The sequence below is a fragment of the Sorangium sp. So ce1504 genome, assembly GCF_051521635.1.
Classification (GTDB): domain Bacteria; phylum Myxococcota_A; class Polyangia; order Polyangiales; family Polyangiaceae; genus Sorangium; species Sorangium cellulosum_B.
This window is the reverse complement of sequence record NZ_CP150365.1, coordinates 4,553,647-4,567,159: the sequence shown is the minus strand read 5'-3', so window position 1 is coordinate 4,567,159 and position 13,513 is coordinate 4,553,647. Positions and strand designations below refer to the sequence as shown.

The following is a 13,513-nucleotide window of genomic DNA, read 5'->3' as shown; positions in this document are numbered from 1 at the left end:
CGTGCTCGATGTGCTGAGTCGCAGACCCTGCGCGCCTTCGGCAGGCGCAACGCCCCTGAACGCACCGGGCGACCGCGCGTTCCCGTGCCCTGACAATTCTTCGATCAGCCTTAACCCGTGACGTTCCGCGCGCAGAGCACCCACCGATCGTAGTTGACACCGAAAATGTGAACGTTCACAGTGCATTCCCGCGGGCGTCCTTTGTCCTCCAGATCCATTCCGATGGTAGAGATCGAGGAGTGGTTCGGCCTCCAGGGACGCGGAGGGTAGACCCCAGCCACCGGGGCGCACTGTGGGAAGAACGCGCCGCCAGCTTTGCGGCAGATCACGGGGACAACGGCCGGGTAAGGGCGACGCCACGCGTGATGTCGACACGTTCTTGAGAGTGAATCAGCAAGGAGACCAGCCGTGAAAGAGACGAAGTCCTGGGGCAAGGGTTGGGCGGCCGTGGCGCCCTTCCTGTTGGCGCTGCTCGCGATGACGGGGTGCAACGAGAAGAGCGAGGGGCCGGCCGCCGCGCCAGCCGAGGGCGGCGGCTCGAAGCCGAAGATCGTCAAGCTCGCCTTCGTCACCAACAACGCGTCCGAGTTCTGGAAGATCGCCCAGGCGGGCGTCCGGAAATACGAGCAAGAAAGCAAGGTCCAGGTCGACGTGAAGATGCCGTCGAACGGCACCACGGAGGAGCAGAACCAGATCCTCGAGAACCTTTCGAGTCAGGGCTACGACGCCATCGCCGTGAGCGCCATCGCGCCCGCCGATCAGGTCCCGGTGCTCAACAAGGTGGCCGAGAAGAGCAAGCTCATCACGTTCGACTCGGACGCCCCGGCGTCGAGCCGACTGCTCTACATCGGCACCAACAACCACGAGGCCGGCAAGGCGCTCGGCGCCCACATCGTGAAGCTCCTCCCGGACGGCGGCAAGATGGCCGTGTTCGTCGGCACGCTCTCCGCGGACAACGCGAAGCAGCGCCTGCAAGGCATTCAGGACGCGATCGCCGGCAAGAACATCGAGATCGTCGACAAGCGCGAGGACAACACCGACCGCGCGAAGGCGCGCTCCAACGTGGAGGACATCATCAACGCGCACCCGGACCTGAAGCTCGTCGCAGGCCTGTGGTCTTACAACGGCCCCGCCATCGCGGCGGCCATCGAGGCGCTCGGGAAGAAGGGCAAGGTCCTCGCGGCGGTGTTCGACGAGGAAGAGGAGACGCTCACGGCCATCGAGAACGGCACGATCTCGGCCACGGTCGTCCAGAAGCCGTTTCAGTTCGGTTACCTGGCGAGCAAGTGGGCGCATGAGCTCTCGGTCAAGCCCGGCACGGCGATGGGGCAGATCCCGGCCAACAAGAGCATCGACACCGGCATCGACGTGATCGAAAAGACCAACGTGGCGACCTTCAAACAGCAGCTCGCCGAAATGAAGAAGTGAGCGTGACAGCGTCCGCTCCGGATCTGCTCGCGATGCGCGCGATCACCAAGCGGTTTGCCGGCGTGGTCGCGCTCCAGGGCGTCTCTCTCTCGCTGAAGCCGGGCGAGGTGCTGGCCCTCATGGGCGAGAACGGCGCGGGCAAGAGCACGCTCATGAAGATCCTCGGGGGCGCCCTGCAACCCGACGAAGGCGAGATCCGCATCGACGGGAAGAACGTCGCCATCGAGAGCGTGCGCGCCGCCAAGCGCCTCGGCATCGCGCTCATCCATCAGGAGCTGATGCTGGCGCCGAACCTGGACATCGCGGCCAACATCTTCCTCGGCAACGAAGGCGGCGCGACAGGGCTGCTCCTCCGTCCGCTGCCGAAGGGCGACATGGCCGCCCGCGCCAGGGAGCTGCTCCTGCGCGTGGGCTTGCGGCTCTCGCCCTCGACCCCGGTGTCCGCGTTGACCGCCGGTCAGATGCAGATGGTCGAGATCGCCAAGGCGCTCGCCCTGAGCGCGCGCATCCTCATCATGGACGAGCCGACCTCGTCGCTCACGAGCGGTGAGTCCGAGCATCTCTTCGGGATCATCCGCAAGCTCCGGGCGGACGGCATCGGCATCGTCTACATCTCGCACCGCATGGAAGAGGTCATGACGCTGGCGGACCGGGTGACGGTCCTGCGCGACGGCCGCCACGTCGGGGACCTCACGCGCGCGGGAGCGACGCGCGAACGGATCGTCTCCATGATGGTGGGCCGCGAGCTCAGCGCGCACTACTTCCCGGAGAGACGGCCCCGTACATCGACCGAGCCCGTGCTGGTGGTCGAAGGGCTCGTCGTGCCCGGCGCGCCCGCGCAGATCTCCTTTTCGGCCGGACGCGGGGAGATCCTCGGCTTCGCCGGCCTGGTCGGCTCGGGCCGCACGGAGCTCATGCAGACGATCTTCGGGGTCACGCCGGCGCTCGGGGGACGCATGACGCTCGAAGGCAAGGAGTTTGCTCCTCGAAAACCCAGGGACGCCATCGACCGCGGCGTCTACCTCGCGCCGGAGGATCGCAAGCGCCACGGCCTCGTACTGCCGCTCAGCGTCGCAGAGAACACCTCCCTGCCCGACATCGGCAACTACAGCCGCTGGGGCTTCCTGAACAGGGAGACGGAGCGCCGGGTCGCCGAATCGGAGGTGGAGCGCTTGAGGACGAAGACGCCCGGCATCCGTCAGCCCGTCGTGAACCTCTCCGGCGGAAACCAGCAGAAGGTGGTGCTCGGGAAATGGCTGGCCATGAACCCGCGCGTGCTCATCCTGGACGAGCCGACGCGGGGCATCGACGTCGGCGCCAAAGCCGAGATCTACCGCCACATGACCGCCCTCGCGGATGAAGGCATCACGATCTTGATGGTCAGCTCGGACATGGAAGAGATCATCGGAATGAGCGATCGCGTCGCCGTCATGCACGAGCGGCGCATCAAGGGCGTATTGCCGCGGGAACGGCTCAGCCAGGAGCGGATCGCGACCTTGATGACGGGCCACGCCGACAAGGAGGATCTGTCGTGAGGCGCGAGCTTGGGATGACCATCGCGCTCGTCGTGATGTGTCTGGGCCTCTACATCTCGAACCCGGATTTTCTCGGGCAGTCGAACTCGATCAACACCCTGCGGCAGATCTCGATGCTCGGGATCTTCGCGATCGGCATCGGGTTCGTCATCATCGCCGGCGGCATCGATCTGTCGATCGGGTCCGTGATCGGCCTGACGGGCGTCCTCATCGCCAAGCTCTCGTCGACCCAGCTCGGCGGCCTGGGTTACCCGTTGTGGATCGGCATTCCGGTGGCGCTCGGCGTGGCGCTGCTGTTCGGTCTCGGCCAGGGCCTCTTGATCACGCGGCTCAAGCTGCAGCCGTTCATCGTCACGCTCGGCGGCATGTTGTTCTTGCGCGGCGTCTCGCAGACCATCGCCGGGGGGGGCACGCTGAGCCTCGGTGGCTCGCCGCTGCTCACCCTCGCGAACGGCGGGCTGCTCAAGAGCGGGAGCGACGCGCTCGTCCCGTATCCGCTGCTGATGTTCCTCGCCGTGAGCGGCGTGGCGGCCTACGCGCTGCACTTCACGGTGTTCGGCCGTTACGTTTACGCGATCGGCGGCAATCGCGACGCGGCCGAGTACTCCGGCATCAACGTAAAGCGGGTGGAGACGTCTACCTATGTGATCTCGGCGGGCCTCGGCGGCGTGGCCGGCGTCTGTTACGCGTCGTACATCGGGCAGATGTCGCAGCAGGTCGGCATCGCGTACGAGATGTACGCGATCGCCGCGGCCGTGCTCGGCGGCTGCTCGCTTCGCGGGGGTGAAGGCACGGTGCTCGGCATCATCATCGGCTCCGCGGTGATGCGCGTCATCGACAACGGCATCAACATGTTTCAGCTGCCGTACGAGGACGCTGACCGCATCCAACGCATCTGGCGCCTGGACCCGAACTGGACCTTCATCATCATCGGCGCCGTGATCCTCGTCGCCGTGATCCTCGACCAGATCGTGCACATCGTGCAGACGAAACGGCGCATCCGGCATGCCTCCGCGGGCGCCGCCGAGGCGGCGCCGAGCCTGCAGGCGGCCGTGGCGGTGAGCGCAGCGGAGCCGCCTGCCGCGAGAGCGCCCGATCGCGAGAGCGTCTGAGCTTTCCGGCGATGGGGGACGAACCGCCATGTCGCCAGGAGCGCCCCGCCCTGACCCTCAGGGAAGTCGTTGCCTCCTCAGCCCGGCGGTCCGGCCCGAGCGGCGCCGGAGCTCGTGACCCCTGTCGCCCGCCCCGTCTCGGCGCCATGACGGGTCCATGTCAGTACACACGAAGAAGACGTCTATCGGCCTGTCCGGCAACAGCAGGCCGAAGAACAAGAACAAGCGACATCACTGGAAGCGCTACCGCGGCCAGGGCAAGTCACACCACGGGTGATCGCCGTCACGGCGAGGTGAGCCGGCGAGCATAGCCCGCCGCCCGACCCACGAGCGCGGCGGCCGCGATCACGCCGCGCGCCCGCAGCGTCTCCCGCGGCAACCTCACCTCGGCCGGCGGCGCGACAAACGCCTCGAGCCAGGCCTCGGCCGGCGGCCGCGCCAGCACCCCGCCGAGGTCGAACAGCGAGAGATCCGGGACGCCGGCCGCCTCCGCGGCGGCCACGTCCTCGCGGAGCTCGGCGACCGAGCGGTAGACTGGCTCGTCGCCGAGCGCGCCTTTGCCCACGGCGCCCAGCGAGGCGCCCGCCCTCGGACCGAACCGCCGGGCGGCGGCGCGGCACCCCCAGGCGAGCAGCGCGAGCGCGTCCTCCCGGCCGAGCGCGCCGCGCGAATACCCCGCGATCAACGACGTGTACAGCATCGCGCCGACGCGCCCCCACGGCGGCGCGGACACGGGCGTCCCGAGCAGCCGCTCCCAGCCGCGCGCCGGCCCGTCGGTCAAGACGAGCGGCACGATCGCGGCCGAGGTCGCCACCCCGCGCGCGTGCACCGCGCCCGCCAGCTCCACGTACGCGCGCTGCGAATCGCTCCACCGCGGGCTCCCTCGCGCTCCCCGCGGCCCACCGCCGAGCAGATCGAGCGCGCCGCGCCCCCCTGCGAGCGCCCGCCGCACCGCCTCGATCGGCGGCTCGAGATCGAACACGACCTCGGCCGCGGCCAGGCGCCGCGCGTCGAGCGCGTCCAGCAGCCGCGCGACGAACGCGCCGAACGCCGCCGCGTTGCCGGCGCTCGCCCAGCGCCCGTCCTCGTCCGCAATCATCGGCCACACCGCGACCGCCACCCCCGCGTCCGCGCACGCCGCCACGAGATCCGGCAGCCCCGCCGCGGTCTCCGGCCGCACCGCGATCGAGAGCTCCAGCGCATACCGCCGCAGCAGCGCGAGCGTCCCGGGCGCCCGCACCACCTCGAGCGGCAAGAGCTCGCTCCAGATCCGGCGCCGGGGCGTCACGCCCGCCGCCCGCGCCGCGGCGCCGCCTGCGCTCGGCCGCCGCACGGGCCGCCCGCGCCGCTGCGCCGCCGTTTCCTTCCGAACGCCCCAAAGCCCCCGCTACACTCGCGCGTCATGAAGATCCTCTATGGCGTCGTCGGCGAAGGGATGGGGCACGCCATGCGCTCGCGCGTCGTGATCGAACACCTGCTCGCGCAGGGACACGAGCTCGAGATCATGGCGTCGGGCAGGGCGACCGACTTCCTGTCCAGGCGCTTCGCGGGGGTGAACCGCATCCACGGGCTCCACATGATCTACGAGGAGAACCGGGTCCGGCGCGGCAAGACGCTCTGGTCCAACGTGCTCTCCGGCGCGACGGGCACGCCGAAGAACATCGCCGCGTACTTCGAGCTCATCAAGGACTTTCGCCCCGAGCTCACCGTCAGCGACTTCGAGTCGTGGACGTACCTCTACGCCAAGCTCCACCGGCTGCCGATCCTCTCGGTCGACAACATGCAGATCATCAACCGGTGCACCCACGACGCGGAGATCCTCGCCGGCCACGAGGCGGGGTTCCAGCTCACGCGCGCGTTCGTGAAGAGCAAGCTGCCGTTCTGCAACCATTACGTCATCGCCACGTTCTTCCGCCCGCCGGTCCGCAAGCAGGAGACGACGCTGGTGCCGCCGATCCTCCGCCCCGAGATCATCGCCGCGAACCGCCGCCCCGGGGAGCACCTGCTCGTCTACCAGACCGCCGAGGGGAACGACGCGCTGTCGGCGACGCTCGCGAAGACCGGGCTCGAGTGCCGCATCTACGGGATGCGCCGGAACATCACGGAGGAGCAGGTCGAGGGCAACCTCCGCTACCGCCCCTTCAGCGAGGAGGGCTTCATCGACGACCTCGCGTCGTGCCGCGCCGTCATCGCCGGCGGCGGGTTCACGCTGATGGGGGAGGCGGTCTACCTGCGCAAGCCGATGCTCGCCGTCCCCCTCGGCCGCCAGTTCGAGCAGGTGCTCAACGCCCGCTACCTCGAGCGCGAGGGGTTCGGCCGCGGCGCCGATTCGCTGGACGACCCGGCCGTCGTCGCGGATTTCGTGAAGGCCATCCCGGCCTGTGAAGAGAAGCTCGCGGGCTACTCCCAGGACGGCAACCGGCAGCTGTTCGAGGTGATGGACGGCCTGCTCGATCGCGCGCACGCCGGCGTGCTCTGAGCGCGGCGGCCGGCGCGCCGCGCTCGCGGCCGGCACGCCGCGCCCTCCCCTACTTCGGCCTGCAGCCCTTGAGGTCCGAGCCGGTGATCCCGTTGCACTCCTGGTCCGCGGGGCAGTCCGTCTGCTCGACGCACGTCTTCAGGCACTCGAGCGCCGCGCTGTCGTCGGGCTTGCCGCAGACCGAGCCGTCCTCACACTCGCCCTCCGCGCCCTCTTCGTCGCACGCCTCGCCGAGCGCCGCGCCGCCACAGCCCCACGCGAGCAGCGCGCCGACGAAGAGCCCCATCCCGATCCACCTGGTTCGCATGCATGACCTCCCTTGTCTTCAGCCCACCTGCAGGCGGCAGGGGCGCAGCGGCGCCGCTCACGTGATGACGCGGCGTGCTCCCGGCTCCCTCCGCACGCAGCCCGATGCTACCGCACGCTGCGGCTCTTGACGCCCTGGCGCTGGCTCCACGACGCCGATGCCGTCTCCTCGATCCGGATGAGCACGGCGGTGATGTTGTCGCGGCCACCGTTCTCGTTGGCGCAGTCGATGAGCTTGCAGCACGCGTCGGCGAGCACGGCGTTGTCCTCGACGATGCGCGCGATCTCGCGATCGTCCACGAGCCCGTGGAGGCCGTCGGAGCAGAGGAGGAACACGTCGCCGGCCTCGACGCGCTCCGCGCGCAGGTCGATGTCGACGCTGGGGCCGATGCCGAGCGCCCGCGTGATGACGTTGCGGGGCAGGTAGGCGAGGTCGCGCTCGGTGAGGTCGGGCCGCTCGAGGAGCGCGTCCGCGATGAGCGAGTGGTCGCGGGTCAGCTGCGAGATATCGCCGTTGCGGAGGAGGTAGCAGCGGCTGTCGCCGGCGTGGGCGACGTAGAACTTCCGCTCCCGCGGCGAGAACGCCGCGGCGACGACCGTGGTCCCCATCCCGCGGTAGAACCGCGAGTCGTCGGCGTGCGCGAAGATGCGCGCGTTCGCGTACGTCACGGCGGCGCGCAGCCTGTCGCCGGTCGACGCCTTGCGCCGCTTGCCGTTCGCCTCGCGGAAGTAGCCGGCGATGGCGCTCGCGGCGATCCGGCTCGCGACCTCGCCGGCCTCGTGCCCGCCCATGCCATCCGCGACGACGTAGACGTTGAACTCGGGGAGGAGGATGTATCGGTCCTCGTTGTGGGCCCGCTCCCTGCCGACGTCGGATAGACCTGCCGCGGTGGCGCGCATTCGCCCCGAGTCTAGACGACGCTTGGCCCCCCAGGGAACTGGGTTAATCTCCCCGCCATGTCCGACCTCGTGATCGACAACCCGTATACCCTCGAGGAAGCCGTCCGCCGGCCTCTTGCAGACGAGGCCGCCGTCGACCGGCTCCTCGACACCGCGACCGCCGCCGCGCGGCGCTTCTCGCGCACATCCATCGCCGAGCGCGCCGCCCTGTGCCAGCGCGCGGTCGAGCACATCGAGGCCAACACCCCGTCGATCGCCGCCGACATCACCCGCATGATGGGCAAGCCCCTGCGTCAATCCCGCAATGAAGTCGCGGGGATGGCCAAGCGAGCCCGGCACATGATCTCGATCGCCGAGGGCGCGCTCGCCGATGTGATCCTGCCGGATCTCCCCGGGCTCGAGCGGCGGATCGTGCGCGCTCCGCTCGGTGTGGTCTTCAATCTCCCCGCCTGGAATTATCCGCTCCTCACCGCCGTGAACGTGGTCATCCCCGCGGTGCTCTCGGGCAATGTGGTGCTGCTCAAGCACTCGCCGCGCTCGCCGCTCTGCGGAGAGCACTTCGCGACGGCGTTCGCGGAGGCCGGCGCGCCGCCCGGCCTCGTCCAGGCCTTCCACTGCGACCACGCCACGTCCGAGCGCATCGCATCGGACCCGCGGGTCAACTTCGTCGGTTTCACCGGTTCCGTCGAAGGCGGACGCCGGATCTATGCGGCCACATCGAAGAAGGTGGCCGTCGACGCCGGCCTGGAGCTCGGCGGGAAGGACGGCGCCTACGTCGCGGCCGACGCGGACCTGGAGAAGGCGGTGGACGGGATCGTCGACGGCGCCTGTTACAACGCCGGACAGAGCTGCTGCGCTGTCGAGCGCGCGTATGTGCACCGCGACCTCTATCCGAAGTTCGTGGAGGCCGCGCTGGAGCTGATGAAGCGTTACGTCCTCGGCGATCCGACCGACGAGCGGACGAACCTGGGTCCGATGGCGCAGCCTCACGCGCCGGCGTTCCTGGAGGCGCAGGTGAAGCAGGCGCTCTCCCGGGGGGCGAAGGCGCTCTGCGGCGGTCGGGCGACCCAGGTCGACGGCCGCGGCCGCTTCTTCGAGCCGACGCTCCTCGTGGACACGGCGCCCGATCTCGACGTGATGCGCATCGAGTCGTTCGGGCCGGTGCTGCCCATCGTGCCGGTCTCGTCCGACGAGGAGGCGCTCGCGCTGATGAACGACAGCGATCTCGGGCTCACCGCGTCGGTCTGGACGCGCGACCGCGAGCGCGCCGCGCGGCTCGCGCGCGAGCTCGACGTCGGCACGGTCTACATGAACCAGTGTGACACCCTGGATCCGGCGCTCCCGTGGACGGGCGCGAAGAACAGCGGCAAGGGCGCGACGCTCTCGACGCTCGGGTTCCTGCACCTGACGCGGCCGAAGTCGATCAATTTCAAGATCGGCTGAAGGCCGGGGCGCGCGGCGCCGGCGCCACGCCGCGTGTGGCCCGCGAGCAGATGAGCTCGAATGAGACGGCTTGCGCCGGGGGCGATGTGCGGTATCCCGGAGTGATGGAAATTCGAGAGATCTATCGCGGGCGCCTCATCGATCATGTTCAGCTCGTCGTGGCCGACCTAGCGGCAAGCAAGAAGTTCTATCGGGCCGTCTTCGAAACGATCGGGATCCCGATCGGAGGCGAGGCCGACGATTACTTCTGGGCCGACGAGCTCTTCATCTCGAGCGTGGACTCGCCGGCCGCGGCCGGCGTGACCACCGGCCGGACGCACCTCGCCTTCCAGGCGAGCGACCGCGCCACGGTCGATCGGTTCCACGCCGCCGCGGTCGCCGCGGGCGGCAAGGACAACGGCGCTCCGGGCAAGCGCCCGTACCACCCCGGCTACTACGCGGCGTTCGTGCTCGACCCGGATGGGAACAACATCGAGGTCGTCCACCACGGCGCGGCGAACAGGTCGTCGGACGCGGTAAAGATCACGTTCTGATCGCGAAGATGTCGCGAGGGCGTTGAAGAACCGGCAGAGAATCGATCGAAATCGGCATAGGCGCCCGCGCACCACCGCTGCTCCTCCCGCGCTTCTTTCCCTGCGTCCCTCTCGGCGCCTCCTCGCTTCTCCTCAGACCGACTGCTCCGCTGGCTCGCCGTCGATACAGACCCGCTTCCTGGCGACGGGCCTCGGCGCGACGTCGTTGAGGACCACCCCGAGGATGCGGCGATCGCCGAGCTGCTCGGCGGCCCTCGTCAGCGACGACGCCCGGGTCAGCGAGGCGCGCGCGACGAGGACGATGCCGTCGGAGGCGTCCTCGATGACGTTGGCGTCGCCCGAGCCAAGGACCGGAGGGCCGTCGATGACGACGTAATCGTGATAGCGCCGCAGCGTGCGCATCGCGGCCTCGAAGTGGACCGAGTGGAGCGCCGCGGGATAGCTCGCCTCGTGCGACGGCTCCGCCAGCACCGAGAGCGACTGGCTGACGGCGATGACGCCCAGCGGGCGGATCTCGCCCGCCATCCGCCGCCGGAGCTGCTCCGAGAAGCTCGCGTGCGCGGGCAGCCGCAGGCCGAGCGTCGCCGCGACGCGGGGGCACGCGAGGTGGCCGTCGACGAGCAGCACCCGGGCGCGCTCGGCCTCGGCGAGCGTCATCGCGAGGCGGACCGCGAGCGCCGTCTTGCCCTCGGCCCGGCCGGGGCTCACCACCGCGACCGCGAGCGGCTCGCCCGCCCGCCGCTGATCGAGCCGGTGCCGGAGGACCCGGAGCGCCGCGAGCGCGGGCGCGGGCGCCCCCCGGAGCAGCTCGAACACGCCGTGCCCCTCGGGATCGAGGTCCGCGCCGATGATCTCCACCTCGGGCCCATCGAACGCGGGGCCGCCGGCGCGCGCGAACGAGCGCACGCCCACGCAGGCGAGCGGCGCCTCGGGCGCGCTCCAGGACGATCGGTCGACCCCTTCGCAGTCGCCGAGATCGAGGCTGTCCCGGAGCGTGTCCTCGGGGGCGGCGCCGGCCGGAGCGGCCTCTGCCGGCGCGCCGGGCGGCTCTGCGCCGTGCCCGAGCCCGCCGGGCGGCTCGGGGCCGGGCCCAGCCGCGCCGGGTGGCTCCGCGCCGTACCCGGGCCCGCCGGGCGGCTCCGTGCCGTACCCCGACGCGCCGGGCGGCTCTGCGTAGTACGCGGGCACGATCGTGCGCTCGCGGAGCGGCGGGCGCGCCGGGAGCTCCGGCATCGCGGCCAGCAGGGCGGGGCCGCCGAGCGCGTGGATGTCGCCGCCGTCGTAGAGCGTGTCGTTGAGCAGCACCCGGGCCCCGGCGACGCCGAGCGCGAAGAAGAACGTCACCGCGGCGCCCGCGAAGAAGACGCGGCCCCGCCCCCGGTCAGGGCGGCTCGGCAGGTAGGCCTGGTCGAGGACGTCGAGCTCGGTCTCGCTCTTGTTCTCGGCGGCGTCCGCGGACAGGTCCGCGGCCCGCTCGTTGGCCTGAACGGTCTTCAGGTACTCGCGCGCCCGCTCGAGATCGAGGCGGAGCCGGTGCCACTCGGTCTCGAGCTCGATCACGCGCTCCTCGGCGCCCCCGTCGGCCGCCGACGGCGGCGCGCGCGGCCCCTCGCCCCTGGCCGCGCTCTCCGCCGGCGCGCGCGGCCCCTCGCCCCCCGCCGGCGCCCTGCCACCTCCGGCGCGCGCGCGCAGGCCCGCGATCTGCCGGAGGAGCGCGGTCCGCTCCGCCGCGAGCGCCGCGCGCCGCGACGGCGTGAGCGCGCGCGCCTCGCCGGCCGGCGCCTCGGTGACGCCCGCGCGCACGAGCCCGAGCGCGCTCTCGGCAGCGGTGAGCTGGCTCTTCGCCGCCTCGACGCGGCGCTTCGCGGCGACGGCGTCCGGGTGGATCGGGGTCACGGTCGTGAGCTTCTCGGCGAGCGCCGCCTCGGCTGCCGCGACCGCGGCGACGGCGGCCGAGCGGGCCCGCTGCGCCTCGACGACGCTCTGGGGCAGCGGCTGCCCCGGCGCCGCCGCTGGCGATCGCCCGGCCCCGAGCAGCGCCTCGACGCGGGCGAGCTGGCGCTCGAGCGCCGCGAGCTGAGGGTCGACCGGGCGGACAGGCTGCGCTGACGACAGGGCGCGCGCCAAAGCCGCGGGCGCGGGGGCGCCGGGCGAGCCGAGCGGCTGGGGCGCCGGTGCATACGGAGAGTCGTTGAGCCCCCACTGGAACTGCGGGTTCCTGGCGAGGAACGTCGCCAGCGCGCGGCTCGCCGCGTCGACCTTGGAGCTGGCCTCGGCGAGCTCCTTCCGCAGGAAATCGCGGGTCATCGTCGCCGTGCCGAGGCTGTCGCGGCGGTAGTCGTCGAGCAGGATCTGCGTGAGGCGGGCGGCGACCTGCTGCGCCACGTGCGGATCGTCGTGGGTGAACGAGACGACGTACGTATCGCTGCTCTGCGCGCGGAAGCCGACGTGGTTCTTCATCTCCTCGACGGCCTCGACCATCGAGCGGGCGGTCTTCTCCGGGTAGAGCCCGAACGCCTCGACGACGCCCGCGAGCGTCCCGCGCGCGGTGAGCGCGTCCTTGAGCTTCGACCCGAGGCGCGCCGCACGCGCGGTGCTGCTCTGGAGATCGCGGCCGGTCTGGATGGTATCGCGGTAGAGGATCGTGGCCTCGCTCCGCCACACCCGCTTCGTGGCGAGCGCCAGGGCGAAGGAGATCGCGAGTCCGACGGCCATCATCGCGGCCGCTCCGCGCCAGTACATCCGGACCCGGCCGAGGACGCTTATCGCGCGATCCAGGCGCTCCCGGGGTGTGCTCTCCGTGCTCAGGCTGGCCATGGTGTTCCTCGCCCGTGTGGGCAGCGCGTCCGGCGCCGCGCGGCGCGGAGGGCGCGCGCGGGGGCGCTCCGCCCCCGCGCGGCAAGGCGCGTGCTCGCGGGCGCGTCACCCCGGGACGCACCCGGCTCGGCGCCACCACACGCGCTGACCGCGTGAGCGAGGGCCGATGCCGACGAACGCCATGGACATTCCGCGTCCGGCGAGCGCGGCTCGCTTCGCGGACGCTCCCAGGAAGGCGGGCGCTCGTCGCGACCGCCCCGCGTCGAGGGAGGCGGGCTCGCCAGCGCGGCGAGCCCTGGTCCTCGTCACAGCCGCTGCGAGTAGTACTCGATGATGAGCTGAACCGCGATGGGGAACGGGATGCTCGTCTCGTCCGGCAGCGCGGCCACGCGCGCCTGCCGGGCGTCCTTGTCGACCGCGAGCCACGTGGGGGCTTCCATGTCCGTCTTCGCGAGGCCCTCCACGACGGTCCGGTGGTCACGGCGCTTCTCGCTCACGCTCACCGTCTCTCCGGTGGTGACGCGGTAGGACGGTATATCGACGCGCTTTCCGTTGATGAGCACGTGCCCGTGCGCCACCAGCTGTCGCGCGGCCGGGATGGTGCGCGCGAAGCCCGCGCGGAAGATGACGTTGTCGAGCCGCCGCTCGAGCAGCTCGATGAGCTTCGTCCCGGCGGCGAGATCGCTCCTGCGCGCCTCGAGCATGAGCGTCTTCAGCTGCGTATCGGTGAGGCCGTAGTTGAGCCTGACCTTCTGCTTCTCGCGGAGCCGCAGGGCGAACTCGCTGAGCTTCTTGCGGGCCTGTCCGTGCTGCCCGGGGGGGTAAGGCCTCCGCTCCGTCTTCTTGGCCGACAGCCCGGGGAGCTCGACCCCGAGCGCGCGCATGACCTTGACGCGAGGTCCGGTGTAACGGCTCATGCCCGGGCCCTCCCCAGGGACGCGCGCGCGTCGCGATGGTGGA

Annotated in this window: 11 protein-coding genes; 6 read left to right on the top strand and 5 right to left on the bottom strand. The window is 71.0% G+C overall.

Annotated features, from left to right (window positions below; all coding sequences use genetic code 11):
* The first annotated feature begins 408 nt into the window (after positions 1-408).
* From WMF39_RS17230 to WMF39_RS17220, 3 genes are read left to right on the top strand one after another with little or no spacing between them, the layout of a single operon-like run.
* Positions 409-1,428 (top strand): sugar-binding protein, encoded by a 1,020-nt coding sequence (locus WMF39_RS17230; RefSeq protein WP_437746580.1) that lies wholly within the window; start codon positions 409-411, stop codon positions 1,426-1,428.
* Positions 1,429-1,460: 32 nt separating this feature from the next.
* Positions 1,461-2,963 carry a sugar ABC transporter ATP-binding protein gene (locus tag WMF39_RS17225; protein ID WP_437747992.1) on the top strand — a complete coding sequence of 501 codons (1,503 nt, stop codon included), beginning with the start codon at positions 1,461-1,463 and terminating at the stop codon, positions 2,961-2,963.
* Positions 2,960-4,075 (top strand): ABC transporter permease, encoded by a 1,116-nt coding sequence (locus WMF39_RS17220; protein WP_437746579.1) that lies wholly within the window; start codon positions 2,960-2,962, stop codon positions 4,073-4,075. Before WMF39_RS17225 ends, WMF39_RS17220 begins: the two co-directional genes overlap by 4 nt.
* A 283-nt stretch (positions 4,076-4,358) precedes the next feature.
* On the opposite strand, the gene WMF39_RS17215 is transcribed toward WMF39_RS17220, so the two are convergent.
* Positions 4,359-5,408 carry a hypothetical protein gene (locus WMF39_RS17215; protein ID WP_437746578.1) on the bottom strand — a complete coding sequence of 350 codons (1,050 nt, stop codon included), beginning with the start codon at positions 5,406-5,408 and terminating at the stop codon, positions 4,359-4,361.
* A 69-nt stretch (positions 5,409-5,477) separates the two neighbouring features.
* Between WMF39_RS17215 and WMF39_RS17210 the strand changes: the two genes are divergently transcribed.
* Entirely contained in the window at positions 5,478-6,554 is a 1,077-nt protein-coding gene (locus WMF39_RS17210; protein WP_437746577.1) for a glycosyltransferase family protein, read from the top strand.
* Between the two features lie 49 nt (positions 6,555-6,603).
* On the opposite strand, the gene WMF39_RS17205 is transcribed toward WMF39_RS17210, so the two are convergent.
* Together WMF39_RS17205 and WMF39_RS17200 are read right to left on the bottom strand one after the other, a co-directional pair.
* Positions 6,604-6,861, bottom strand: coding sequence for a hypothetical protein (locus WMF39_RS17205; protein ID WP_437746576.1), 258 nt, complete (start codon positions 6,859-6,861; stop codon positions 6,604-6,606).
* Positions 6,862-6,968: 107 nt separating this feature from the next.
* Positions 6,969-7,760, bottom strand: coding sequence for a Stp1/IreP family PP2C-type Ser/Thr phosphatase (locus WMF39_RS17200; RefSeq protein WP_437746575.1), 792 nt, complete (start codon positions 7,758-7,760; stop codon positions 6,969-6,971).
* A gap of 57 nt (positions 7,761-7,817) precedes the next feature.
* Here WMF39_RS17200 and WMF39_RS17195 point away from each other — a divergent pair, with 57 nt between their 5' ends.
* Both WMF39_RS17195 and WMF39_RS17190 read left to right on the top strand, forming a co-directional pair.
* Positions 7,818-9,203 carry an aldehyde dehydrogenase family protein gene (locus WMF39_RS17195; protein WP_437746574.1) on the top strand — a complete coding sequence of 462 codons (1,386 nt, stop codon included), beginning with the start codon at positions 7,818-7,820 and terminating at the stop codon, positions 9,201-9,203.
* Between the two features lie 104 nt (positions 9,204-9,307).
* A complete protein-coding gene (locus WMF39_RS17190) occupies positions 9,308-9,736 on the top strand; it encodes a VOC family protein (RefSeq protein WP_437746573.1) in 429 nt (142 codons plus the stop codon).
* A gap of 132 nt (positions 9,737-9,868) precedes the next feature.
* Here the strand turns inward: WMF39_RS17190 and WMF39_RS17185 are convergent, their stop codons facing one another.
* Complete coding sequence (locus WMF39_RS17185; protein WP_437746572.1) at positions 9,869-12,553, bottom strand: hypothetical protein; 2,685 nt, start codon at positions 12,551-12,553, stop codon at positions 9,869-9,871.
* Positions 12,554-12,858: 305 nt separating this feature from the next.
* The gene (gene rpsD, locus WMF39_RS17180; protein ID WP_437746571.1) at positions 12,859-13,470 is read right to left on the bottom strand and encodes a 30S ribosomal protein S4; all 612 of its coding nucleotides are present in this window, start codon (positions 13,468-13,470) and stop codon (positions 12,859-12,861) included.
* Positions 13,471-13,513 lie beyond the last annotated feature (43 nt).

What these genes read in the sequence shown, in the direction of transcription:
- WMF39_RS17225 (WP_437747992.1), top strand. Translation starts at nt 1,461, where the DNA reads ATGCGCGCGATCACCAAGCGGTTTGCCGGCGTGGTCGCGCTCCAGGGC.
- WMF39_RS17210 (WP_437746577.1), top strand. Translation starts at nt 5,478, where the DNA reads ATGAAGATCCTCTATGGCGTCGTCGGCGAAGGGATGGGGCACGCCATG.
- WMF39_RS17205 (WP_437746576.1), bottom strand. Translation starts at nt 6,861, where the DNA reads ATGCGAACCAGGTGGATCGGGATGGGGCTCTTCGTCGGCGCGCTGCTC.
- WMF39_RS17200 (WP_437746575.1), bottom strand. Translation starts at nt 7,760, where the DNA reads ATGCGCGCCACCGCGGCAGGTCTATCCGACGTCGGCAGGGAGCGGGCC.
- WMF39_RS17195 (WP_437746574.1), top strand. Translation starts at nt 7,818, where the DNA reads ATGTCCGACCTCGTGATCGACAACCCGTATACCCTCGAGGAAGCCGTC.
- WMF39_RS17190 (WP_437746573.1), top strand. Translation starts at nt 9,308, where the DNA reads ATGGAAATTCGAGAGATCTATCGCGGGCGCCTCATCGATCATGTTCAG.
- WMF39_RS17185 (WP_437746572.1), bottom strand. Translation starts at nt 12,553, where the DNA reads ATGGCCAGCCTGAGCACGGAGAGCACACCCCGGGAGCGCCTGGATCGC.
- rpsD (WP_437746571.1), bottom strand. Translation starts at nt 13,470, where the DNA reads ATGAGCCGTTACACCGGACCTCGCGTCAAGGTCATGCGCGCGCTCGGG.